This window comes from Nocardia vinacea (assembly GCF_035920345.1).
GTDB classification, from domain to species: Bacteria; Actinomycetota; Actinomycetes; order Mycobacteriales; family Mycobacteriaceae; genus Nocardia; species Nocardia vinacea_A.
Genome location: NZ_CP109149.1, coordinates 7,382,435 through 7,406,182, shown reverse-complemented (window position 1 = coordinate 7,406,182; position 23,748 = coordinate 7,382,435). Strand labels below are relative to the sequence as shown.

Annotated in this window: 23 protein-coding genes; 12 read left to right on the top strand and 11 right to left on the bottom strand. The window is 66.0% G+C overall.

Annotation, left to right across the window (positions count from 1 at the left end; translation table 11 throughout):
- The first annotated feature begins 35 nt into the window (after positions 1–35).
- The gene (locus tag OIE68_RS33815; RefSeq protein ID WP_327095028.1) at positions 36–632 is read left to right on the top strand and encodes a TetR/AcrR family transcriptional regulator; all 597 of its coding nucleotides are present in this window, start codon (positions 36–38) and stop codon (positions 630–632) included.
- A 297-nt stretch (positions 633–929) separates the two neighbouring features.
- On the opposite strand, the gene OIE68_RS33810 is transcribed toward OIE68_RS33815, so the two are convergent.
- Positions 930–2,507 (bottom strand): DUF2339 domain-containing protein, encoded by a 1,578-nt coding sequence (locus tag OIE68_RS33810; RefSeq protein ID WP_327095027.1) that lies wholly within the window; start codon positions 2,505–2,507, stop codon positions 930–932.
- A gap of 1,132 nt (positions 2,508–3,639) precedes the next feature.
- Entirely contained in the window at positions 3,640–4,098 is a 459-nt protein-coding gene (locus OIE68_RS33805; protein WP_327095026.1) for a hypothetical protein, read from the bottom strand.
- Between the two features lie 317 nt (positions 4,099–4,415).
- On the opposite strand from OIE68_RS33805, the gene OIE68_RS33800 reads away from it, so the two are divergent.
- A complete protein-coding gene (locus OIE68_RS33800) occupies positions 4,416–5,606 on the top strand; it encodes a helix-turn-helix transcriptional regulator (protein ID WP_327095025.1) in 1,191 nt (396 codons plus the stop codon).
- Between the two features lie 288 nt (positions 5,607–5,894).
- On the opposite strand, the gene OIE68_RS33795 is transcribed toward OIE68_RS33800, so the two are convergent.
- The 4 genes from OIE68_RS33795 to OIE68_RS33780 form a co-directional block, all read right to left on the bottom strand.
- Complete coding sequence (locus tag OIE68_RS33795; RefSeq protein ID WP_327095024.1) at positions 5,895–6,593, bottom strand: DUF1707 domain-containing protein; 699 nt, start codon at positions 6,591–6,593, stop codon at positions 5,895–5,897.
- Positions 6,594–7,298: 705 nt separating this feature from the next.
- Positions 7,299–7,931 carry a response regulator transcription factor gene (locus tag OIE68_RS33790; protein ID WP_327101913.1) on the bottom strand — a complete coding sequence of 211 codons (633 nt, stop codon included), beginning with the start codon at positions 7,929–7,931 and terminating at the stop codon, positions 7,299–7,301.
- A gap of 341 nt (positions 7,932–8,272) precedes the next feature.
- Positions 8,273–9,478 (bottom strand): MacS family sensor histidine kinase, encoded by a 1,206-nt coding sequence (macS, locus tag OIE68_RS33785; RefSeq protein ID WP_327095023.1) that lies wholly within the window; start codon positions 9,476–9,478, stop codon positions 8,273–8,275.
- Entirely contained in the window at positions 9,456–10,700 is a 1,245-nt protein-coding gene (locus OIE68_RS33780; RefSeq protein WP_327095022.1) for an AI-2E family transporter, read from the bottom strand. Before OIE68_RS33780 ends, macS begins: the two co-directional genes overlap by 23 nt.
- A gap of 102 nt (positions 10,701–10,802) precedes the next feature.
- Here OIE68_RS33780 and OIE68_RS33775 point away from each other — a divergent pair, with 102 nt between their 5' ends.
- From OIE68_RS33775 to OIE68_RS33765, 3 genes are all read left to right on the top strand, one after another.
- Positions 10,803–12,320, top strand: a complete 1,518-nt coding sequence (locus tag OIE68_RS33775) for an adenylate/guanylate cyclase domain-containing protein (protein ID WP_327101912.1) — start codon at positions 10,803–10,805, stop codon at positions 12,318–12,320.
- Between the two features lie 121 nt (positions 12,321–12,441).
- Positions 12,442–13,554, top strand: coding sequence for a YbhN family protein (locus OIE68_RS33770; RefSeq protein ID WP_327095021.1), 1,113 nt, complete (start codon positions 12,442–12,444; stop codon positions 13,552–13,554).
- A 419-nt stretch (positions 13,555–13,973) separates the two neighbouring features.
- Positions 13,974–14,351: a DUF3054 domain-containing protein gene (locus OIE68_RS33765; RefSeq protein ID WP_327095020.1), complete on the top strand. Its 378-nt coding sequence runs from the start codon at positions 13,974–13,976 to the stop codon at positions 14,349–14,351.
- On the opposite strand, the gene OIE68_RS33760 is transcribed toward OIE68_RS33765, so the two are convergent.
- On the bottom strand, positions 14,352–16,031 hold the full coding sequence (locus OIE68_RS33760; protein ID WP_327095019.1) for an NTF2-like N-terminal transpeptidase domain-containing protein: 1,680 nt from the start codon (positions 16,029–16,031) through the stop codon (positions 14,352–14,354). It lies immediately after the preceding gene.
- A gap of 415 nt (positions 16,032–16,446) precedes the next feature.
- On the opposite strand from OIE68_RS33760, the gene OIE68_RS33755 reads away from it, so the two are divergent.
- A complete protein-coding gene (locus tag OIE68_RS33755) occupies positions 16,447–17,028 on the top strand; it encodes a hypothetical protein (RefSeq protein WP_327095018.1) in 582 nt (193 codons plus the stop codon).
- A gap of 24 nt (positions 17,029–17,052) precedes the next feature.
- Positions 17,053–17,490 (top strand): type II 3-dehydroquinate dehydratase, encoded by a 438-nt coding sequence (aroQ, locus tag OIE68_RS33750; protein WP_327095017.1) that lies wholly within the window; start codon positions 17,053–17,055, stop codon positions 17,488–17,490.
- An 88-nt stretch (positions 17,491–17,578) separates the two neighbouring features.
- On the opposite strand, the gene OIE68_RS33745 is transcribed toward aroQ, so the two are convergent.
- Both OIE68_RS33745 and OIE68_RS33740 read right to left on the bottom strand, forming a co-directional pair.
- Complete coding sequence (locus OIE68_RS33745; protein ID WP_327095016.1) at positions 17,579–18,025, bottom strand: nitroreductase family deazaflavin-dependent oxidoreductase; 447 nt, start codon at positions 18,023–18,025, stop codon at positions 17,579–17,581.
- A 176-nt stretch (positions 18,026–18,201) separates the two neighbouring features.
- Positions 18,202–18,561 carry an Rv2640c family ArsR-like transcriptional regulator gene (locus OIE68_RS33740; protein WP_040697241.1) on the bottom strand — a complete coding sequence of 120 codons (360 nt, stop codon included), beginning with the start codon at positions 18,559–18,561 and terminating at the stop codon, positions 18,202–18,204.
- 100 nt (positions 18,562–18,661) lie between these two features.
- Here OIE68_RS33740 and OIE68_RS33735 point away from each other — a divergent pair, with 100 nt between their 5' ends.
- The 4 genes from OIE68_RS33735 (at position 18,662) to OIE68_RS33720 (ending at position 20,788) form a co-directional block, all read left to right on the top strand.
- Positions 18,662–19,192: an ArsI/CadI family heavy metal resistance metalloenzyme gene (locus OIE68_RS33735; protein WP_327095015.1), complete on the top strand. Its 531-nt coding sequence runs from the start codon at positions 18,662–18,664 to the stop codon at positions 19,190–19,192.
- Between the two features lie 66 nt (positions 19,193–19,258).
- Positions 19,259–19,636 (top strand): metalloregulator ArsR/SmtB family transcription factor, encoded by a 378-nt coding sequence (locus OIE68_RS33730; RefSeq protein ID WP_327095014.1) that lies wholly within the window; start codon positions 19,259–19,261, stop codon positions 19,634–19,636.
- The gene (locus OIE68_RS33725; protein ID WP_327095013.1) at positions 19,633–20,358 is read left to right on the top strand and encodes an MIP/aquaporin family protein; all 726 of its coding nucleotides are present in this window, start codon (positions 19,633–19,635) and stop codon (positions 20,356–20,358) included. Before OIE68_RS33730 ends, OIE68_RS33725 begins: the two co-directional genes overlap by 4 nt.
- A 16-nt stretch (positions 20,359–20,374) precedes the next feature.
- Positions 20,375–20,788 carry an arsenate reductase ArsC gene (locus OIE68_RS33720; RefSeq protein ID WP_327095012.1) on the top strand — a complete coding sequence of 138 codons (414 nt, stop codon included), beginning with the start codon at positions 20,375–20,377 and terminating at the stop codon, positions 20,786–20,788.
- A 146-nt stretch (positions 20,789–20,934) separates the two neighbouring features.
- On the opposite strand, the gene OIE68_RS33715 is transcribed toward OIE68_RS33720, so the two are convergent.
- Positions 20,935–21,984: an aldo/keto reductase gene (locus OIE68_RS33715; protein ID WP_327095011.1), complete on the bottom strand. Its 1,050-nt coding sequence runs from the start codon at positions 21,982–21,984 to the stop codon at positions 20,935–20,937.
- 141 nt (positions 21,985–22,125) lie between these two features.
- On the opposite strand from OIE68_RS33715, the gene OIE68_RS33710 reads away from it, so the two are divergent.
- Entirely contained in the window at positions 22,126–22,713 is a 588-nt protein-coding gene (locus tag OIE68_RS33710) for a TetR/AcrR family transcriptional regulator (RefSeq protein ID WP_327095010.1), read from the top strand.
- Positions 22,714–22,854: 141 nt separating this feature from the next.
- On the opposite strand, the gene OIE68_RS33705 is transcribed toward OIE68_RS33710, so the two are convergent.
- A complete protein-coding gene (locus OIE68_RS33705; protein WP_327095009.1) occupies positions 22,855–23,649 on the bottom strand; it encodes a metalloregulator ArsR/SmtB family transcription factor in 795 nt (264 codons plus the stop codon).
- Positions 23,650–23,748 lie beyond the last annotated feature (99 nt).

Sequence of the window (23,748 nt, the reverse complement as noted above, 5' to 3'; positions counted from 1 at the left end):
CTCGAACGCAAGGATTCTTGCGTTAAAGTGACTGGGTGACCGAGTCAGTAGATCGGCCGCGGCGTACCGGCGGTCGCAGCGCACGCGTACGTGGAGCGGTCGTCGAGGCCGCAGTCAGCGTGCTGCTCGAACATGGCCCGAACAACTTCAGTGTCGGCGAGGTCGCGGCCCGTGCCGGTGTCCACGAGACCTCGATTTACCGCCGGTGGCGCACCCGAGAGAACCTCATCGTCGATGCGATGCTAGCCACCAGCGGCGAGGGCATCCCAGCGCCCGACACCGGCTCGGTGCGCGGCGACCTCCTCGCACTGACCCGCTCGGTAGCGGCATTCCTGTCCCAACCCACCGGAGCGACCTTCACCCGCGCGGCGGCCGTGCACGTCGACGACGAGTCCGTCGCAGCAGCGCGCCGCAGGTTCTGGGAATCACGACTCAGCCTGGCTTCGGTCATCATCGAACGCGGTATTCAGCGAGGCGAATTGCCGCAGACCACCGATGCCCGCCTGGTACTGGAGACCGTCATCGCCCCGTTCCACATGCGAGTCCTGCTGACCCACGAGCCGATCGACGAGACGCTACCCGAACGCATCGTCGACCTGATCTGCGCCGGGCTCGAGCAACCAGGTGCATGACACACACCGAGTCGGTTCAACGAGGTTGCCCCCAGCCCAACGATGTCGGGGATCTGAGCGCCCGCCGACTCGCCGGGTTGCGTCTGCTGAATCTTGTTACCTAACAAAGGCTTCGGCAATGGATTCGGGCGTTGTGGTGCGCCGAGCGGCACAGTCGCTGCCTGCATCGGCGAGTGCCGCTGCTGAATCCTGGTTTGCGGCACAGGCTTCAGCGAAGCCCCGCCACAGCGGGTACCGGCCAGGAGGAGCCGCAGGTGTCAGTGGGCTGCCTTTGCGGAGCAGCCAGCACTGCAGTTGTCAGCGTTCTGCTGAATCCGGGTTTGTGGCACCAGCTTCGGCGAAGGCACGGGCGTAGCGGGTCCCTGCCAGGAGCAGGAGGACGCCGACTACCAAGAAGGCTGCTACTCGGACCAGGCCATCGAGGGTGGCGAGATCGAAGAGGAACAGTTTGGCCAGGGCGGCTGCGGTGACGAGCAGCCCGGAGCCGAGTGCCAGTTTGGCGACGGCGGCCGAGCGGGACAGGTTGCGCAGGCCGAAGAACAGCGCGGCCGTGGCGGCGGCCATCCACAGGATGGTGGCGGCGCTGTGGCCGATGATGAAACCGTCGGCGCTGCCGGTCGCGATGCCGATCGAGACCGCCGCGGCGGTTACCGCATACAGGCCCGCGATGCTCGCGACGACGAACAGCGTGGACTCGTCGGTTCCGCCCTTGGTCATGCCGGGGAGTCTCCGGGCGCACCAGACGCCCACGGCGAGGACTGCGAGCGCGAGGACAGCTCCCAGCGCGGTCGCGATACCCAGGTGCGAGTGCGCAAGCCGTTGTGTCGCAAGCGCTTCCGGAGTCACGGTGGTGAAGTACACTACCGATCCGACCAGGGTGAATGCCGCGCCGATGGCGGCAGTAATGCGGGAGCGCCGCTGTCCGGCCAAGCCGAGGTAGCAGAGCGCCACCAGGAACAGTGCGATCGGCAGGGTCTGCAGTCGTGTCACGCCGACACACGCTTCGAGCAGCGCGAACGAACCGGCGATCGCGGAGACGAATGCGATCGAACCCGGAATCTGGACCAGCTCACGCAATTTCGGCACCATAGGCAATGTCGCCACGGCCAACAGGACCGCCGCATAAACAGCCGCGACCAAGGTGGCCGAGTGCCGCTCGAACATCGCGGGGGCGGCCAAGAGTGGAACCGTCGAGAGCGCGAAGCTCAGCGCGGCGACGATATCGCCGGATCGCCTGCGCACCACCAGAACACCGCCGACCAACCCGATCGCCGCAATCGCCACCGCAGCGGTGAGCAGCCAGTACACCCGGCCCTGCGCCGGATCGTCGACGACGGCGACGGCAATGGCGAGCAAGGTCGCCAATGTCGCCGGCACGGTGCGCACCACATGCAGGAACGGCCAATCACGGACCAATTGCACCGGCACACAGGTCAACTGCAACATGATCAGGAATGCGAGCAGCACCAGTTCCGAAGTGACGAACGGCGACAACAACGCCGCACCCGCGACAACGAGCACCGCGAGCGGCTGCGACTGCCACCGCATCGCCAACCCGACCCCACCCGCCGCAACACCAAGCGCCACCGCGAGCCCGACCACCGGATGCAACCACTCGTAGATCGCCGTCACCGCAACCACATCCAGATACGCCCCGGCAATACCGGTGGCAGCCAAGGAAATTCCACCGACCCGCCCACCGGGCCGCCCGAACACCCTGACCCCCGCTCCCACCAGCGCCGCCGAGAACACCGCCCCGGCAACAACTCTCGGCACCGGCCCGAAGAACCCGGCCTGCGCGGCAAGCACCAACAGCATCACCACCCCGATCAGCGTCACCCCCACCCCGGCCACCGCCAGCACCCGACTGATCATCCCCTCCTGCTGCCACCACGGAGTCTTCGGCGCACCCGCCCCAACCCACCTCGGCGGCCGCGGCGGCACCCCTGGCGGAACCGCCGGAATCCCCGGCCCTCGCGGTCCTGGCGGCACAAACCCGCCGGGCATACCCGAAAGCCCTGGCACCCCACCCGGCCCCACGGCCCACCCGGACATCCCGGCACCGCCCGGCGCGCCATACCCAGGCACCGGCCGCGACCACCCCGGAGGCCCGGCCGGCGGCATCGGAATCCGCCCCACCCCGCCAGGAACTGGTGCCGACGGCACCGCACCCGCCATCGGCGCGCCGGGCACCGTCCATGCGGCGGGTACCCCCGGCGCGGGCATAGCGGGAGCGCCCGCACCATCAGCAGAAGCTGGCTGCTGTGGTGCCGTACCCGCTGCAGGCACGACCGGAAGACCGGGGGCCTCTCCTGCTGTAGGCACATCTGAGACCGCACCCCCTGCAGGCATGGTCGGAGCACCCGGCGCCGCGCCAGGCACACCGGAAGCACCAGAGATCGCTTCGGGTCTCGGGGTCATCGGAGCACTCGCAGCTTCCGACTGTGCCGTCGATGTCCGGCCAGCCGCCGACTCCCCCACTGCCGCCGCGGCCGAGGTATGCCCAGCGTCGCGCGTCGGCTCGGCCGAAGGAGCTGCAGGTGCATCCGGCAACGCCGTCTGGCCACCGGCCGCCCCTGCGGCTCCGGACGCAGGCTCGCCGCTGGCACCGGGCGGCACCGGGATCGGACCGAGCGGGTACTCTCCGCGAACCGAGAAGCCGGTCGACTCCTGCGAAACCGCAGATGCGGCAACCGAATCAGCGACAACCTGCGCTCGTAACAGATCCAGATCTCGGCCGAGGACGCCCATCTGCGTTCCCAACACAGCGAACTCCCCGGACAACCGCGAAATCAGCGCGGGATCGATAGACGTAGTCATGTCTCCAATGCTGATTTCCCGAGCGCACCGGAACATGAGTAGAAACCACTGGTACTCATCCGGGATCTACTCGAATCCCATCTGCGCGACCGAGTCACCCAGTACGAAGATGCGTACCGCCGCAGCGCTATACGCGGCCGTCCACCGGAACCCCCACCCGGTCGTGGCGGGTGGGGGTAGGCGCTGACTACAGGGTGTGGGAGCGCATGTTGGTGACCTGGTAGACCGCATTGATTACCGCGGACCGGGGTGGCATGCGCAGGACGCCGGGGGTTGGTTCGCCTGCCCAGTGCCAGCCGAGTTGGGAATCGGTGGTGGGGAGCAGGACATGGCGGCCAGGGGGAATGACGGTCACGTGATGTCCGGCCAGGCAGCGGCGCACGCTGATCTCGACCGGGGTGGCCGGGCTCGGTGGTGCGACGAGGAAGGTCCAGGTGCGTTCGCCGGGGTCGGCGACCACCGGGGCCGTGTAGGTCCGGTCGAGGGTGCCCAGAACTTTGCGGCCGAGATCCGGCGGCAGCACCAGGGCGCCGAGGATGGAGCCAGTGGTGATCATCGGGCGACCCGCCAACAGTTGAACCGGCAGTCCGTACCGATGTCGCAGCAGATGCGCGATTTCGTGGGGCGAGTGACAGCGCTCGAACATGGCTTACTCCTCCCCCCGTCCGCAGGCCGGGCAGCCCCCGCTGCGTAGCGGACCGTGCTGTTCGCGCCCGCGCTGGGTGTGGCGCGCGGATCGACTGGTCTGGACACCCGGCTCGAACGCGCGATCGGCGCGGAGAGCTCGCACGGTGGTATTCGGCATTGTCGTCATTGCCGCCGCCCTTTGCATTCTCAAAGTTGCAGAAAGGCAACGGTATTCCAATTGAGCAGGAACGAGTCGTACGTAATGTCCCACTTCGAGTGAGCGCGATCACTTAACGTCGTACCCTGAAACAAGGATGTAACAAAGGACTTGGCTAAATGGACGATTCGTCGATCGGCGTGCGGATAAGGCTCTTCCGTGGAAAGGCGCTCACCCAGCGCCAACTCGCCGACCAAGCCGGTGTCAGCGTGGATCTGGTGCGCAAACTGGAACAGGGTGGCCGCCAGACCGCGTCGATCGCCAGTCTGCAAAAACTCGCGCGCGCACTGGATGTCGACATCTCCGACCTCGTGGGCAAGCGACACGGCATTCCCTCCGGCAATCCCGATGCCGGTATCGTCGCGATCCGGCGCGCCCTGACCCCGGTCGACGATCTGCTCGGTGAGATTCCGGATGAGGATGCGGTCGGCCTCGACGAGGGCAGTCGCGCAGTCGATTACGCGTGGGGCGCCTACTGGACCGGCCGCTACGAACTGCTGACCTCGATCCTGCCGACCGGGCTCACCCAGTTGCGGGCAACAGTGCACGCCGCTCGCAACGGCGCGGTCGCATCCGCGAATGAACTACTCGCACGGATGTATTGGGTCACCGGCTGCACCCTGGTCCATCTCGGGCAGACCGATCCGGCGTTCCTCGCGATCCGGCAGGCACTGGCCGCCGCCGAGCTCGGCAATGATCCGCTGCTGCTGGCCACCGTGCGCGGCTCGGTCGCCTGGCAGCTGCTGGTGCAGGGCCGCTACGAGGAGTCGCGCAAGGTCGCGCTGCGTGCGGCGGCGGATCTGGAGCCCGAGGGTGATGAAGCTCCGGCACACCTGTCCGCGTACGGATCGCTGGTACTGCAGGGCGCGACCGCGGCCGGTCGATCGCAGGATGTTCCCGAAGCATTGTCGCTGGTCCAAGCGGCGGGTGAAGTCGCGCTGCGCATCGGCGTAGATCGTCACGATTACGAAACCTATTTCGGCCCTTCACAAGTCGTCATGCAGACGGTCGATGTGAATATCAGCTCCGAACGCTATCCGGAGGCACTGACCGCCGCCCAGGATATGCCCGCGAACTGCGGTCTGCCCCAGGCCTCCCGCGCCCGCCACCTCACCGATACGGCCGTCGCCCTGACCCGCACCGGTCAGCACAAGCGCGCCCTCGCCGCCCTGCTCGACGCCGAACGCGTCGGCGGCGCCGACTGGATCAAATACCAGTCCCTGCCCCGGCACATCGTCTCCGAACTACTGGATCACGACCGCCGAGTCCCGTTGCGCGCCTTCGCCCGCCGCATCGGCGTCAACACCTGATCGGCGTCGAGATCCCGCTCGATCACGGCAGTTCAGCGTCAGCCGCAGGTGCTTTGCCGCATCGCCGCGGGCGCTATCGGCGAGTTGTGCCACAGCGGCCACTGCTGACCAGTGTGCAGCGAAGACCTAGCCGCCGCACCGAGCAATTGCGCCTCACTCATCGGACTTGCGCGATCCGCGCTGCTAGACCGCCGAACGCACGGAATTTGCTGCCCGCAACGCGCCTGCGCCGTTCGAGCTTCCGCGCCCCGAGCTGCCCGGCGACCGACCGCACCGAGTCGGTCCGCGCTAGCTACCCATCAACTTGCGCCATTGGGCGCGCAGGGAGTGTTTGGCGGTTATCGAGCCGAAGCGGATTCGCCCTTCTACGACGACGTGCAGTGGGCCGAGGGGCGGGCCGGTGCGGACCTTGTTGTTGACGCTGGAGCCGATCAGGTCGACGGCGTTGAGGTCGACGGTGGCCTCGGCGGGGACGATGAGGGTGAGTGAGCTGAGGTAGTCGTCGACGTGCACCTCTACGACCTGGGTGGACATGATCGCCTCGGTGAAATCGAGGGTGACACCGGAGAGCCAGTTGTTCAGATGCAGTGCGGGCGCCACCTGCCACCGACCGCGGCGATTGACCCCGGACAGGCGGCTGCGGATCACATTCCCCGGCGTGACCTGCGACGGGACCGAGGGCGGCGGTGAGACCCGCTTTGTGAAGGCGGGCGAGGAATTCACGAATGTCGAGGGCGCGGCAGGCTGGCCGACGAGTCGCACGCCCGGCAGGTCGACAAGCACGGAATTCAGTTCACCGCGGGTCTTGGCAGCCAGCGCGGTATCCATCCGCTCGGTGAACTCCCCGAGGGAGAGCATGCCGAGCCCGACGGCCCGCTGGAGCAGTTGACCGACATGTTCGCGTTCGGCATCGGAAACACGCAACTCACGATCGCCGACCACGTCACCGGAGCCGACACCGTTGGATACCGATTCGGGGCCACCCATGAATCCGAGATTACCGAGCCCAGCACCCGCCACGCATCAGGGCAATCCCCGAGTCCCGCCCCCCCAGCCCCGATCCCGCCGATTTCCGCGCAGATCGAGACTGTTTCCCGCGCATCACGCTGGTCCGTCGGCGAGCCGGGCCCGCACATCCCCGGAGCCACGGGGCACCCCGCTCCACACCCACCGATTTCCACACAAATCCGGACCGTTTCCCGCTCATCACACAGGCACGTCGGCGAGCCAGGCCCGCACATCCCCCGAGCCACGGGGCACCCCGCTCCACACCCACCGATTTCCACACAAATCCGGACCGTTTCCCGCCCATCACACAGGCACGTCGGCGAGCCAGGCCCGCACAGCACCTCGAGCCACCGGGGCACTCCATTGCACCACCGGGCACCAATACGCCGAACCGGCGGCGGAGGACGCACCCCGGGCACCCCGGCTCACCACCGGGCACCTCGTGTACAAGGTGCCCACTAGCGCGACTGGGTGCCCGGTGTAGGACGGCGAATGTTCCTACTGCGCCCGGCACATGGACCCCCGCAGGATGATCGGGCCACGAATGGAACCTTTGGGGACCGAAACCGCCGCGCAGGAGCCCGAGAGCCGTTGCGCCACCTAATCGAGAACCATTTCCCGCCTACTCGAGAACCCGTTACGGCCACGTATTCACAACCGTTGCGCACCTGCTCGAGAACCCACCTACTCCAGCCCCTGCTCGATCGCATAGCGAGTCAGTTCAACCCGGTTGGCCAACTGCAACTTCCGCAAGGTCGCCTGCACATGGTTCTCCACAGTTCGATGGCTGAGCCCGAGCCGCGACGCAATCTGCTTGGCGGACAAGCCTTTCGCCACCATCCGCAAGACTTCGGTCTCCCGCTCGGTCAGCGCGGGCCGATGCGGTTCATCCGGTTCGACCGGCGCGGTCGCCATCCGCCGATACTCACCGAGCACCAGCCCGGCCAACCCCGGCGTGAACACCGGTTGCCCAGCCGCAGTGGCTCGCACCGCCTCGATCAACTCGCCCGCGGACGCACTCTTGACCAGATAACCCGAGGCCCCCGCCTTGATCGCATCCAGCACATCGTCGCGCTCCGCCGACGCCGACAACACGAGCACCCGGCTCTCCGGCGACACCCGCAGTACCTCCGCAGTCGCCTGCGCCCCATTCCCATCGGGCAACTGCATATCCATCAACACCACCGCAGGCCGCACCGCCGCCGCCCGCCGAGTAGCCGACCCCACCCCATCCGCCGTCGCGGCAACCACGAACCCGGCCTCGGCCAGATCGCGAGAAACCCCGTCGCGCCACATGGGATGGTCGTCCACCACCATCACCGAAATCGCCTCGGCCGCATCATCACTGCTCACAAGGTCCCCCTGCACGCTCGGGCACCCAGGCAGCTAGGGGTAACCGATGACCCGATCGCCTCGGCCACATCATCGCTGGCCACAAGGTCCTCCTGCATGCTCGAACTCCTGGCAGCTAGGGGCGATCGATGACCCAATCGCTTCGGAAGCCTTACCACTGGTCACAGTGTCCTCCTCCACACTCGAAACGCCGGTATGCACCGACCTCTGGCCGCACGGCTGCGGGAGTTCACGCGGCAGCGTCCGCACGCCTGTCGTCATTCACGACGAAAACCTGCGCCGGCAAGATCTCGTCGCGCAAGCACTCACGCCACACCTCCCGAACGCGGCACCCGAAACTCCCACTCGGTACCGAACCCAACCCCACCAGCCTCCTCGGTAAGCAATACCGCCGTTCCCCCCAACGTCTCGATGCGACCGATAATGGATCGCGAAACCCCCATGCGCCCCTCGGCTTCCGCCTCTTCCAAACGCCCCGGCGCAATCCCGACACCGTCATCGCGCACGCTGATGATCAGCTCGTCACCGGTATCCTCCAGCAGCACATAAGCTTTCGCATCCGGACCGGCATGCACCGCGACATTGGACAGTGCGTTCGCCACCGCCGCCGCGATCTCACCCGCCGTCCACCGCCCGACCCGCACCGGCTCACCCGGCGTCGAAACGAAGACCGATGGCGTCGCATGCACGGTCAGCAGCGGCCGCAGATCGACATCCGCACCACCGGTATCCCCGTGCCTACCCTGCTCGGAGATCAAAACCCGCAGCGCCACTTCCTGTTCCGCCGCCCGCTGCGCCAATTCCTCGGTGGAACCGCCGATCTCGTTACCACGCCGCTTGATATAGCTGAGCACCTGCAGCACTCCATCGTGCACCTCACGAGCCAGCCGCTCCCGCTCCTCGGCCGCCGCGGTCAACCGAACGGCCCGTTCCAGCTGCCCCTGCGCCCGACGCGCGGTATTGGCGGCCAGTCCGAGCGCCAGCCCGATGGAGACGAGCACCGGCGCGGTCGCATCGGCCCACACATCCTGGCCCCACTGCTCGCGCACCGTCACGATGACCGCCGCTATCAGAAGCGCGGAGAGCACCCCGGCGAGCGGCCCGCGCAGAATCGCCGCGGACACAACGGCATTGGCGACCCACAGCGTGGTCGGCAGCGTCTGATGTCCGTGGTACCAGCCGTAATCGGCGACCAACCGGGTCGAGGCGATCAGCGCGATCACCACCACGTGATCCCCGATCACCACCCACGCCCGCAGCCGCGCCACATCGGGAAAGTGCCACTGCGACAACATGAATGCCGACGCACCGGACCACACCGCCATCACGGCGATCAATACCCAGCTCAGCTGCTGATTCTGGTAGTACTGCACCGAGGCGATCTGCTGACCGACCGCATAGAGCAGCGTGACCAGCCGCAATGCCTGCACTGCACGCCACAGCGGCGCGGTTGCCGCATCGTCCGCACTCAGCTCGGCTGCGCCGACCTCACCTGGGCCCGGCCGAGTCATCCGACCGGTCCTCCCGATGCATCTCCTTGGCCAGCACCGCATCCACATCGAACCGGCCGGGCTCCGGTTTATCCGGCTCCACCGCGAATCGACCTCCGTCGCCGGTGTGCAGTTCCTCGAACGCCTCCTCCGGACTCTCCGACAGCAGCGACCGAATCGCGGTATTCATCACCGCGACGAACGGCACCGCCAACAGAGCGCCCGCGATGCCGCCGAGCACGAGGCCGGCGGCAATGGCCAGCACCACCGCGAGCGGATGGATGCTCACCGCCCGACCGAGCAGCAATGGTTGCAGCACATGGCTTTCCAGCTGCATCACCGCGATGATGATGCCGAGCACGATCACCGCGGTCACCCAGCCCTTGGTCACCAATGCGATGAATACCGCGATGGTCCCGGCGAGGAATGCACCGACGATCGGGATGAACGCGCTGATGAATACCAGCGAGGCCAACGGCAATGCCAGCGGCACCCCGAGAATCGCTAGACCGGCACCGATGCCGATGGCATCGACAAGCGCCACCACTACCGTCGCGCGGACGAAGCCGACCAGCGTGCCGAAGCCGAGTTGCCCTGCGGTGCGCACCTTTTCCCGGTGCGGGGTCGGCACGATCCGGGTCACGAAATGCCAGATCTGATCGCCGCCGTAAAGGAAGAAAATGAGAATGAAAAGCGTCAAGAACGCACCGGTGAGAACATGCCCGATCACCGTCGCGGTGGTCAAGGCCCCGCTGGTGAGACCTTCCCTGTTCGATTGGATCGTTTTGACGATCGTGTCGCCCGCATTCCGAATCTGCTCATTACTCAGATGCAGCGGACCATTGATCAGCCAGTCCTGAACCTCGTGGACGCTGTGGGTGATTTCGTCGGACAGCTGCGGTACGCCCTCGATGAACTGCTCGATGACGAAGGTCATGATTCCCGCGACCACTCCGAGCGATCCGAGCAGCGCGACGAAGACCCCCACCGACCTCGGCACCCCGAGCCGCTGCATCCAATCCACCAGCGGCGCCAGCAATGCGGCGGCCAGTAGGCCGATGGCGAGCGGTATCGCCACCGCCGCCAGCTTCTGCACCACCATCGTGATCGCGATCAGCGCGGCGAACATCACCAGCAGCCGCCACGCCCACTCGGCGGAAACTCGGACGAACGGATGTACAGAATCAGCAGCCGACCGCGCAGCAGTGGCTTTTCCGAGAGCACTAACCTTCTGGTCGGTCACCTCCGCGAGCCTAATGGCCGCAGAGCGCCGCGGACATGCTCGGATGATCGAAACGCTAGATTGGTCACCGTGTCAGCGCCCTTGGAAGCGGTCAAACAGACCATGCGAACGCGCTGGCCGCTGTACCTGACATCGATGCTGTTGGCCAATGCGTTCGGCGCGGTCCTGGTGTGGGCGTTCATCCAATATGGACTCCCGGTTCCCGAAGGTGAGGCGGCCGGTGCGCGACGCACCGGCCTGCTGATTCCCGGTCTGGTTTTCACCACCGGTGGTTTGCTGAGCCTGGCCGCTTCGGCGCTCATGCTGCGTCCGGTCATGCGCTGGCAGATGCGCGGTGGGCCGCCCAGCCACCAAGAGCAGATGGCCGCACTGCACGCGCCGCTGCGCCAGGCAATCCTGCATCTGGTGCTGTGGTTGATCGGCGGCGCCATCCTGGCGGCCACCATCATCGTGGACGCGCCGGAGCTGGCCGGTGCGGTCATCGTCACCGAATGTATGGCCGCGACGATCGTCTTCGGTTTCACCTACATGCTCGGCGAACGGATTCTGCGCCCGGTCGCCGCGCAGGCCCTCACCGAGGGCTCGTTCGACCACACGCTGACGCCGGGCGTCGGCACCAGGATGGGGATGACCTGGGGTATGGGCACCTTCGCGCCCACCATCGCCATCGTGCTGCTGTGCGTCACCCAGATCTCGTCGGATGTGAAGTTCTCCGCGCAATCGCTGGCCATCTCGATTCTGCTGCTGTGCGGTGTGGTGATCATGCAGGCGCTGGCGCTGTCGATGCTGACCGGATCGAGCATCTCCGACCCGGTGCGCCAGCTCAGCCAGGCCATCGACCGGGTACAGGAGGGCGCTCGCGACGTGCAGGTCGAGGTGTTCGACGGCAGTGAGATCGGCCTGTTGCAGGTCGGCTTCAACCGCATGATGGAAGAGGCCGCCAAGCGCCGCCAGCTGCAGGAACTCTTCGGCCAGCATGTCGGCGAGGAGGTGGCGCAGCGCGCACTCGACTACGGCACCGAACTCGGCGGCGAGACCCGATTCGTGGCCGTGCTGTTCGTCGATATGGTCGGGTCCACCGCGGCCGCCGCGGAGCGACCGCCGACCGAGGTGGTCAGCCTGCTCAACGAGTTCTTCCGCATCGTGGTCGACGTCATCGACCGGCACCACGGCTTCGTCAATAAATTCGTCGGCGACGCCGCACTGGCGATCTTCGGCGCCCCGCTGGACCGCCCGGACGCACCGACCGCCGCCCTTGCCGCCGCCCGTGAACTGCGCGAAGTCCTGCGCGAGGTGCCCGGACTCGATATCGGTATCGGAGTTTCGGCGGGCCTGGCGGTCGCCGGAAATATCGGCGCCGCAAACCGTTTCGAATACACCGTGATCGGCGACCCGGTGAACGAGGCATCACGCCTGACCGAACTGGCCAAGGATCAACCCGGCCGCGTACTCGCCTCGGGCAGCGCGCTGTATTTCGCCGATGAAAGTGAGCAGGACTTTTGGCTGATGGGCGAGGAAGTCCAGCTGCGCGGCCGGCGACGAAAGACCAGGTTGGCCTGGCCGAAGGATGGGGCCGCGGTGCGAGCTGGTTTTTTCGAGCGACCTGCAAGCAGTCGCTAGCGGCCGGGCACGGAGAAGGCAGCCTGCGTAACCACGGAGGGCCCCGGGATCACCGCCGATCAGATACGTGCTCCGCACGTCGATGCAGACAGCGAAACAGTCGGTTCGTTAGGCTGACCGAGTGACGGCCGATGGGGAACTAGCCGGCGAGCCTGCGCCGCAGCCGTCCGACGACCCCGATAGACCGGCGAAACGTGGTCGCCGGAGCAAATTCTGGTGGGTCAAATGGGTCGCAGGCATCGCCCTACTCGCATTGCTGATCGGCGAGGGTTACTACCTCTGGCCACGACTACACGATTCCTGGAATAACCTCACCGAAATTCATTGGGGCTGGGTCGCCGCCTGTATCTGGTTGCAGGCACTGTCGATGAGCGGATTCAGCCGGGTGCAGAAGCAACTGCTGCATGCGGGCGGTGTCGAGGTCCGTCAGCACAAATCCGCCGCCGTCGTCTACGGCGCCACCGCCATGTCGGTGACACTGCCTGCCGGACAGGTGTTCTCCACCGCCTTCACTTATCGCCAGACCCGCCGGTGGGGTGCGAGTCCGATCGTCGCCTCCTGGCAGTTGGTGATGTCCGGTGTGATCGCGACCGCCGGACTGGCACTGCTCGGCGTCGGTGGTGCGCTGCTGGTGGGCGACCGGGTCGGGCCGTTCAAGCTCATAGTGTCAGTGGCCGGTGTGATCGCGCTGGTGTGGGCGGGCAACCACCTGTCGAAGAATCCGGGCGCACTGGAGGCCGTGCTGCGCCGCGGGCTCGCGCTGCTCAACCGGATCCGCAAACGCCCCGCCAAGCAGGGAATGAACAAGATCGCCGATGTGCTCTCGCAACTGGAATCGGTGGATCTCGGCAAGCGCGACGGGGCAATGGTCGCGGGTTGGGCGCTGGTGCACCGCTTCGCCGATGTGGCCTGTCTCGGCGCCGCCTGCTACGCGATCGGTGCCGATCCGAAGCTGGCCGGTCTACTGATCGCATTCACCGCGGGCAAGGCCGTCGGCTCGATCCCGTTCGCACCCGGCGGCATCGTCTACGTCGACGCGACTCTCATCTACGGCCTGACTGCGGGCGCGGCCCTCCCCGCATCCCAGGCCGTCGCCGCCGCCTTCCTCTACCGCCTGGTGAGCTTCGTCCTGGTCGCGATCATCGGCTGGATCGTCTTCGCCTTCCTCTTCCGCACTCCGCAAGCCGATGATGCCGAATTCAAGAAGGAGTTCGAACAGCGCCGCACGCTGTAATTTTGGCCGCGCCTTCGGCGCGGCGTGTTCGCGGCCCCCTGTGTCTCGCGTCCGAGCCGTCGAGACTCGCGACTTCGTCGCATGCGCTTCGACGACTCGGACGCGAGACGGGCCACGAACGGGGTCGCTCGTAAGACTCGCTCCGTTGCGGTCGCTGATAGCGGATCGTTCAGCACCCAATGCACACGCAACGGATGGTCAAGCCCCGCGCGTGCGGCACACGCGCTTCGACGACTCGGACGCGAGACGGGCCGCGAACGGGGTCGCTCGTAGGACTCGCTCCGTTGGGGTCACCAGTGTGCGAACGGTTCAATACCCGACGTACGGCGGCGAGATGTTAGTGGGCGAGCAAGGGGCCCGGACCTGATCAGCAGGTGTCACGTAGCAGGAGCGGATGCGGGCACTACTACGCTGGCCGCGTGAGGAAATTGGTCCCGTTGGTGGTGGATGCGCTGCTGGTGATCTTGTTCTGCGCGATCGGGCGGCGCAGCCATGACGAGGCGGTACTCACCGGACTGCTGAAGACGGTGTGGCCGTTCGCGATCGGGCTGGCGATCGGCTGGGTCGTTGCGGCCGCCGTGGCCAGCCGGGTATCCGGCGAAAAGGGAGCGGCGCGATTCGACGGAGCCGCACCATGGCCCGTCGGTGTTCTGGTCTGGCTCGGCACTCTCTGCGGCGGCATGCTGTTGCGCGTGATCAGCGGTCAGGGCACCGCATTCAGTTTCATCATCGTCGCGGCGTGTGTGCTCGCGCTGTTCCTGCTCGGCTGGCGCGCGGCCATCAGAGCCATCAACTGATCACGGCTCAGGGGTGGCCAGCGATTGGAACAACCTGGCCGCCATCCGCGCGGTCGCGTCGCCGCTGTCGGCGTCATTGATGTGAATCGCGAGGGCCAGATCCCCGGCATTCGCGATGAGCCAGCCGTCATTGCCCGCAGTGGCCATGAATCCGATGACATCGCGGTAGGGCCGCAGCGGCGCGAACTCCGGTCGGCCCGCGCCGTCGCGCAACATCGCGCGCAGCCGATCGGTGAGTTGCGGTGACATCTCGGGGACCTGTGCGTCCGTGGCGCTGGGGTGTCCGGCCTCGATCATCGGCGGCGGCACCTGCCCGCGCGCGATGGCAGCCGCGGCGATCGCCATCCCGAATGGGCTGGCCAGCACCGCATCCGTACCACCGCCTTGGCGCACCTGCTCGGCACTGCGCCCCGCGACCGCGACCCGGCCGGTGACCTCGTCCAGTCCCGGCACCTTGTAATCGACGCCGACGCCGAGATTCGGCGCGGATTCGGCCGCGTCCTGCACCGAAACGTCCTGCGGTGCCTTGTTCTTCAGCACCGCGGCGACATTGCGGAACAGATCGATATTGGTGCCGACCGGATAGAGCCCGGTGAACGCGACCGAACCGTGCTCACTGGCCTGCGTATTCTGCGCGACCGCGACGACCGCGCCGCTGGACGGCTGGATCGCCACGATCGAGGCGGGCGTCCCGACGCTCACCACCGCATCCTCGGCGGCGCGCTGCAGGCGCTGATCCATGGTGGCCGCGATATCCGGACCGGGAGGGCCCTGGTAACCGGCGATCTGGCCGACGAAACGTCCGTCCTGTTCGAAAATCTGCACACCCCAACCGGCGTGCAGATCCTGGCTGTCCTGCCACACCTTGCGCAGCGCGTCCAGCATCGGCGACCAGGTCCGGCGGTCGGCAGAGATCAGCCGCGGTTGCTTCTCCGTCACCACGCCGGGCACCCGGGCCAGCGCGGATTCCAGGATCGCGAAATCGGGTTCGCGCAGATTCACCGCGATGATCGGCTTGCCCTGTGAGGTCGACAGCTGCTGCATCAGCGACGGACCAGTGATCAGCGGCGCGACCGGTTCGATGGCCTTGGCCAGCGCGTTGGTCGAGGCCACCAGATCGGTCGTCTTGGCGGGATCGAGTTTGACCACATTGATGACCTGCTCGGTCATCAGCGCGTCGCCGACGATGTCCTTGACCCGCGGCGGCGGGGTGGGCATGGTGCGCAGGAGCCGGACCGTGCGATTGTGGTCCAGCTGCGGCATGACGACGGCGGGTTCCCAGGAGATGCGCCAGCCGATCGCCAACTTCCGCACGTTGCCCTGCAGGCTGTACCTCCAGGTCTTGTTCTCGCCGAAGTTCCAGGCGACATCCATGCTGAACAGGCCCGCCTCGCGGTCCAGGCCGATGAATTGGGTTTTCTGGTAGTCGACCTTGCCCGGCTGCAATCCGGCGAACATCTGTTTCAGCGTTGCGGATGCGGCCGTGGGATAGGAGGTGAGCTCCGCGGCCTTCGCATAGTTCTGCTCGTCGAGCAGTGCGGTGAAGCGATCGACGACGTACTCGGCTTCATTGCGCTTCGCATCGGAACCACACGCCCCGATCGCGATAGCCAGCGCCACCACCCCCGAGAGTGCGATTGCGCCCCGGACGCGATAGCGGCGGGATCCCCACACATCCATGTCGCCCACTCTTTACTCTTGTCACTCCAGTAACAAGACCACCGTACCTGAAATTAGCTGCCCGCCGAGCCACACCGGCCGGACGTTACCCATGCTCAGTATCTCCGATTGTTCCCGAAGCCCGTGCTCCGGTTGGTCGATCATGGACGTTCCCCGGTCCCGTTGCGACACCCGGCGCCGCAACCGTACCGGCAGGAACACGAACTTGTCAGAAAACGGCCCACGTCGGCGTTTCGGCGGCCCGCGTTGGCGTTTCGATCGCACAGGGCCTCGTTGACCAGCACACACCTTTATCTGGCGTACCCGAACGGCCGGTGGCCGAAACCGTTCGCACAGAGCAGAACCACGCGCATGCTTTGCGACGTAATCTTGTAATCAATGAAATACAGGCACCACAGTAAGTAGGTGATTCCCAATGAGGCACGAGCATCGGGGACGGGGCTTCGGACGACCGGGCGGCTGGCAGCAGGCCGATCTACCGGATCCCGCGGACGCCCCGGACTGGTTCGCCGGAAGGTTGCCGAGCGACTGGTTCGCCGGGCCGCCCGTCATCGAAATCGACCGGGACGAGATCGTGGTTATCGGTGAGCTCCCGGCCCCGGTATCGGAAAAGGACGAGGCTCCCGCAGAGGAGGTCCCAGCCGCGACGAAGGAGGGCGCCGTCGCCCGCTTCCGCGAGACCACCCGCCCGGCCCGCATGCAGATCGCGAACGAGGCCCAGCGGCGCTACGGACGCAGCGTCGCGTGGGGCGTCTCGGTGGACGGCGAACGAATCATGTTCACGCACTTGGCGGTTCCGGTGATGACGCGACTGCGACAGCCGGAGCGCAAGGTGCTCGACACGCTCGTCGATTCCGGTGTGGCGCGCTCGCGCGCGGATGCGCTGGCGTGGACGGTGAAGTTGGCGGGCAAACATGCCGAGGCCTGGCTCGAGGAGTTGCGCACCGCCATGCAGAAGGTGGACGACCTGCGTTCGGAAGGTCCGCAGGGACTCTGAACAGGGCGGGCTAGTGTCTAAGCCATGTCGACACCTGGCCCGATCCTGGTTCTCAACGGCCCGAACCTCAATATGCTCGGCACCCGCCAGCCGGAGGTCTACGGGTCGGCCACGCTCGATGATGTCGTCCAATTGTGCCGACAGACCGCCGCCCGGTACGGCCGCGAGATCGATGCGTTCCAGTCGAATTCCGAAGGAGCGCTGATCGATCGGATCCACCGGGCGCGCGGCATCGAGTCGGGCATTGTCATAAATCCCGGTGGGCTCACGCACACTTCGGTCGCGCTGCGTGATGCGCTGGTGATTCCGGAACTCCCGATTGTCGAGGTGCACATCAGCAATGTGCATGCGCGCGAGGAGTTCCGGCATCACTCCTACATCTCCCCCATCGCCACCGCGGTGGTGGCCGGGATGGGGATTCAGGGTTATGCCGCGGCCATCGAATTCCTGATCCACCGCTAGCGACTGCTTGCAGGTCGCTCGAAAGGATCAGCTAGCGACTGCTTGCAGGTCGCTCGAAAGGGTCGGCTGACCGGATCGGCTTGTCGCACTAGGCGAGTCGGAAGACCGGGAATCCCGGGGCAATCTCGGCCAACTCCGCATCAGTGGCATCCTTGGTGACACCCTCGAAGAATTTGCCGACCTCCCAGCCCCACTTCTGCAGGTAGAGCCGCAGCAGCGGAACCTTGTCTGCATCGGCCACTTCGGTCGCCGTGAATACCTCGACCTTGCGCCCCAGCCGCAGCTCACCATCACCCGCGACGCGCAGGTTGCGCACCCACTGCGTGTGGCCGCGCGGCGCCACCAGGTAGCGCGTGCCATCGGAATCGGTCATCAAATTGACCATGGTGGTGCGCCATTCGCCACTCTTACGACCGCGCACCGCCAACAGCCGCGACCCCATCACGCTGATGCCGAGGCGAGGCAGCCAGTTGGCAACCTTGTTCATGATCAGGTCCATGCCGGTCGGGCCGAGGTAGCGGGTGCTGGCGTTCATTTCCTACTCCTTTGTGAGCACTGCTCTCTGTTGAGATCAGTGTTCCACACCGGTTCTCGTCAAGTCAAGAGCACTGCTCTCTTTTTCTTGACCGCCCTCGGGCGGAGGTCAGCTCGACGACAGGCTTCTCGTAGCGTTCGCGCTCGAACCAATCCGCTCACCAGCGGGGCCAGGGTTCAGCGGCAGCAGTTGGGGTCCAGGACGAGGCACAGCGCCGCCAGGGATTCACGTAGCGCGCGGTGATAGGTGTTCATGCCGCGACGTTCGGTCTCGACCAGGCCCGCCTTTCTCAGCTGGCCGAGGTGGTGGCTGGTGGTGGATTCGGCCAGTCCGATCGCCTGGGCGAGATCGCCGGTGTTCTCCGCACCAGCTGGGCTGGTGAGCAGCAGGGACAGCAGTTTGACGCGGACGGGTTCCGCGATGGCTTTGAGCCGCAACGCGATTTCCAGCGCGGCGGTGTCGTCGATCGGTGCGGCCGCGACGGGTGCGCAGCAGACGGGGGCGGACATGTCGATCACTGGTAGCGCCTTGGGCATGGGATCAACTCTACCCACCTTGTTGACATATGTCGAAAAGGTGTGCACACTCGACCCTGTCAGCTTTTCGACATATGTCTCACAAGTGGAGGTAAGTCTCATGTCCCGCATCCAGCTCGCCCTCAACGTCGACGACCTCGATCAGGCGGTGCAGTTTTACGCGACCCTGTTCAATGCCGAACCCGCCAAGCGCAAGCCGGGTTACGCCAACTTCGCCATCACCGAGCCACCGGTCAAGCTCGTATTGATCGAGAATCCCGGCCAGGGCGGCAGTCTCAATCACCTCGGTGTCGAGGTGGAATCCAGCGATCAGGTGCATGCCGAGATCGCGCGGCTGTCGACGGCGGGGCTGTTCACCGAGGAGCAGATCGCGACCACGTGTTGCTTCGCCACCCAGGACAAGGTGTGGGTCACCGCCCCGGATGCCGAACGCTGGGAGGTCTACACCGTGCTCGCCGACAGCGAGACCTTCGGCACCGCACCGCAACTCGCCACCGGTGCGACGATCGATGACGAGCAGGCGGTGTCGGTATGCTGCGGCACTGCCGAGGATGCTGCCGCCGAGGGTGCGTGCTGCGCTGGCGACGCCAAGAAGGACGCCATCACCTCCGGCGCATCCTGCTGCAACTAACCGTTCATGGGTTCGTTCATCCGCTATTCGCTTGCCCTCGGATTCGATAACCATCAATATCGATGCGTGTCTAATCGAGAGCTCCCGCTGACCGACGTGACCTCACCCGGGTGTGAGGTCACGCCCCTGGCTCGGCAACCCTTGACCGCGCGGGCCGCCGCCGATCTGGCGGCGGTGTTCAAGGCATTGTCGGATCCGGTCCGGCTGCGCCTGCTGTCGGTGGTGGCCAGCCACACCGGCCAGGAAGCCTGCGTGTGCGATGTCTCCGCGGGCTTCGACGTCTCCCAGCCCACCATCTCCCACCACCTGAAGGTGCTGCGGGAGGCCGGGTTGTTGTCGAGCGAACGGCGCGGGTCGTGGGTGTACTACCGGGTCGAACCCGCCGCCCTGCAGCAACTTTCGCAGTTGCTGGACATCGCGCTGCCCGAGGCGCTCGCTCGATGAGTGTGCTGGCGCGGCGGCTGCTGGCCGAGTTCATGGGTACCGCGTTGCTGGTATGCGCGGTCGTCGGCTCCGGAATCGCCGCCCAACAGCTCTCGCCGCACGACAGCGGCGTGCAGTTGCTGGAGAACTCGACCGCGACCGTTTTCGGGCTCGGCGTTTTGATCCTGATGCTCGGTCCGGTATCCGGCGCGCACTTCAATCCCGTTGTCTCGATAGCGGATTGGTGGGCCGGACGCCGCCGTGGTACCGGACTCACCGCTACCGACCTCGCCGCTTACGTCGGCGCGCAAGTCCTCGGCGGGATGGTGGGGGCGGTACTGGCCAACATCATGTTCGATCAGCGTGCCGTCCAGATCTCCAACCACCACCGCGTTACCACCGGGCACCTGGTCGGGGAGGTGGTGGCCACGGCCGGGCTGATCGCGGTCATCTTCGCCCTCGCCCGCACCGGCCGCGCCGCGATGTCGGCTGCGGCGGTGGCCGCCTACATCGGTGCGGCCTACTGGTTCACCAGTTCCACGTCCTTCGCCAACCCTGCGGTCACGATCGGCCGAATCTTCTCCGACACCTTTGCCGGTATCGCCCCTGCCTCGGTGCCCGCGTTCATCGTTGCCCAAATCCTCGGCGCCGGTATCGGATTCGCCCTGATCGGGCTGCTCTACCCCGACCCGGTACCCGCCGAAAACATCGTCACACCGCACCCCGTCACCGGTCCCGCCTGAAAGACGCACTCCGCCAATGACATCCAAACCCAGCGTGCTGTTCGTCTGCGTCCACAATGCCGGACGCTCCCAGATGGCCGCAGCATTCCTCACCCACCTCGCCGGTGACCGGGTCGAAGTCCGCTCCGCCGGATCCGCGCCCGCCGACCAGGTCAACCCTGCCGCCATCGCCGCCATGCGCGAGATCGGGATCGACATATCCGCCGAGATCCCCAAAATCCTCACCGTCGACGCCGTGCGGGGATCCGATGTGGTCATCACTATGGGCTGCGGCGACGCCTGCCCATACTTCCCCGGCAAGCAGTACCTGGACTGGAAGCTCGACGACCCCGCAGGCCAAGGCATCGACGCCGTCCGCCCTATCCGCGACGGCATCGAAAAGCGCGTCCGTGGCCTGCTCGACGAACTAGGCATCCCCGCACGACCATGACCACCGCACCGGCCATCCGTGTCCGACTAGGTCGAACAGCCACGCGTGTTCGATCTGCGGGATCGTGTCCGCTTCGCGCCAGACGCGCAGGATGTCGTGGTAGTCGACCTACATCGGGGCGGTCATGATTCCGAAACTGGGCATGGCTACCGGCCACCTACCGACGTGACCGGAGACGAGCGACGTCGCAGAGTCGCGTCGAGCAGGGCGGGTGGCGTGTCGTACTTCTCATCCGGGGCGAGGTCGACGCCGGGCGCGACGACCGCGTCGATCGCATCGAGTATGTCGGCGGAGAGCACGGTGTCTGCGGCGGCGAGCTGCGAGTGCAAGTGGTCCATCGTGCGGGGGCCGATGATGGCGCTGGTCACGCCGGGGTGTGCGGTCACGAAACCGAGCGCCAGCTGGATCATCGTCAAACCGGCCTGCTCCGCGACCTTGGCCAACTGCTCGACAGCATCCATTTTCGCCTGGTTGGCCGGGACAGTGATGTCGAAGCGTTGCGGCATGAACTTCGAGCGGCTGGTGCTGATCTCCCGACCCGCGCGGACCGCACCCGACAGCCACCCCGAGGCCAACGGGCTCCAGACCAGCACGCCGAGTCCGTACTGCTCGGTCACGGGCAGCACGTGGGATTCGATGCCGCGCTGCAGGATCGAGTAGCCGGGCTGTTCGGTGACGTACGGGCGCAGGTGGTTTTCGCGAGCGGCCCACTGGGCCTGCACGATGCGGTATGCGGGAAATGTCGACGAACCGAAGTAGCGAATCTTTCCGGCCCGCTGCAGGTCGGTCAGGGCCGACAGTGTCTCCTCGTCGCTGGTATTCGGGTCCCACCGGTGGATCTGATACAGATCGACGTGGTCGACGCCCAGCCGACGCAGGCTGTTGTCCAGCTCGGTGACCAACCAGCGGCGCGAACCACCCTGATGGTTGCGCTCCGCACCCATCGGCATGCTCGCCTTCGTGGCCAGCACAATGTCTTCGCGGCGGTCCGCGATGGCCTTGCCGACCATCTCCTCCGACTCGCCGTCGCTGTACATATCGGCGGTGTCGATGAGGTTGATCCCGGCCTCCAGGGCGGCGTCGACCATAGCCGTGGCCTCGTCCTGGGTGGTGCGCCCGATCCGGCCGAAGTTCATCGCGCCGAGCGCGAGGGTGCTGACCTGCACACCGGTGCGGCCCAAAGTGCGGTACTGCATGAGGTGTTCCTCCATGAGAGGCGAGTTCGCGATGCGTGAATTGGTTCCGGCTCGGGTGCTCTGGCATCCTGAACAAACGGAACGTTGTTCCGATAACCAACATACGGAACATTGTTCCGTTTGACAAGCGGAGTGCCGGAGGTGGTTGACATCGACAGCGGATCGGGGTCGTCGGCCCCACGAAAACGGGCCGACGCCCGGCGCAACCAGAAGACACTGCTCGACGCGGCCGCTACGGCTTTCGTCGAGTCCGGCGTCGATGTGCCCGTGCGCGATATCGCCGCCAAGGCGGGCGTCGGCATCGGCACGATCTACCGCCACTTCCCGACCCGGGCCGATCTCATCGTCGCCGTCTACCGGCACCAGGTCGAGGCATGCGCCGAGGCCGGTCCGACACTGCTGGCGGACAGCCGCACACCGCATGCCGCCCTGGGGCAGTGGATCAACCTCTTCGTCGACTTCCTGATCACCAAACACGGCCTCGCCGAGGCACTTCAGTCCGACGATCCCACCTTCCAGACCCTGCACGCCTACTTCCTCGACCGCCTCGTCCCGGTATGCGCCCAGCTGCTCGCCGCCGCTGCCGCAGCGGGCGAGATTCGCCCCGACATGGATCCCTACGAACTCCTACGCGGCGTCGGCAACCTCTGCATCGGCGCAGGCAACACACCCCGCTACGACGCTCGCCGCATGGTCGAACTCCTCATCGCAGGACTGCGCCACCAGTAGGTCTCCACGCAGCGTGTACATGTCCACACCGGTGAAGTCGAACCATCTTGCCTTGGGCGAGAACGACTTTCGTTCTCCGGATGGCCCGGGCACCGCTAGGTCCAGCCGAGTTCCCTTTGCGCCAGAGGCATCTGGTTACAGCTACGCCACCGGTTCCGGCAGGGACTCGCCCGTCTCCAGCAGGGTCTTGAGGCTCGACAAAATACTCGGCCAACCACCGCTGATTCCGGCCAGGACAGCGCTCCCCGGCTCGAAACCGTCGTGGATGACAATCAGTTTCACGGTTTCGCCCTGGGGTTCGATTTCGAAGGTCACCTTCGAGCGGGGCTCGCGCGCCCAGGCCGCCACGTCTTCCGGATTCATTTCGAAGGTGGTGGCGAAGGCGGGATCGAAGGTGTGCCAGGTGTAGGAGAGCCGGGTGTACGGATCCGACTCCAGGACAACCTGTTCCGAATCTTTGCTGACCCAATCCCGTTGGTGCCAAACCATTTCCGAGCCGGGCTGCCAATCGGTGTCGAAGCTGGCGCCCCAGTAGCGGTTGGTGAAGGCCGGATCGGTAAGGGCTTGCCAGAGTCGCTCCGGCGTCGTCTTGATGTAGGTGGTGTAGACGAATGCGTTGTCACTCACGGGATTTGCCTCCAAAGCTTGTTTCAGGTCGGCCAGCGCGTGGACGCGGGCGCGGTCGTAGCGGGTTATCCAGCGGTCGGCGATGGCGTTGATGGGTTCGGCGTTGAGGTAGTGCAGTTTTTCGCGACCGCTGCGGCGGGTGGTGATCAAGTTGGCGGACTCCAGGACCGCGAGGTGCTTGCTCACCGATTGGCGGGCCATATCCAGTTCGGCGCACAGTTCGCGCAGAGTCTGGCCGTTGCGCGCGTTGAGGCTGTCGAGCAGCCTTCGGCGGCTCGGATCGGCGAGCGCTCGGAATACCTCGTCCATGCCACCTTCTTCCGGATAAGCAGCCATTTGGCTGCACATCTCAAAATAGGCAGCTAATTAGCTGCATGTCAACCGCGACGCGGGTTCGTCTCGCTGCCG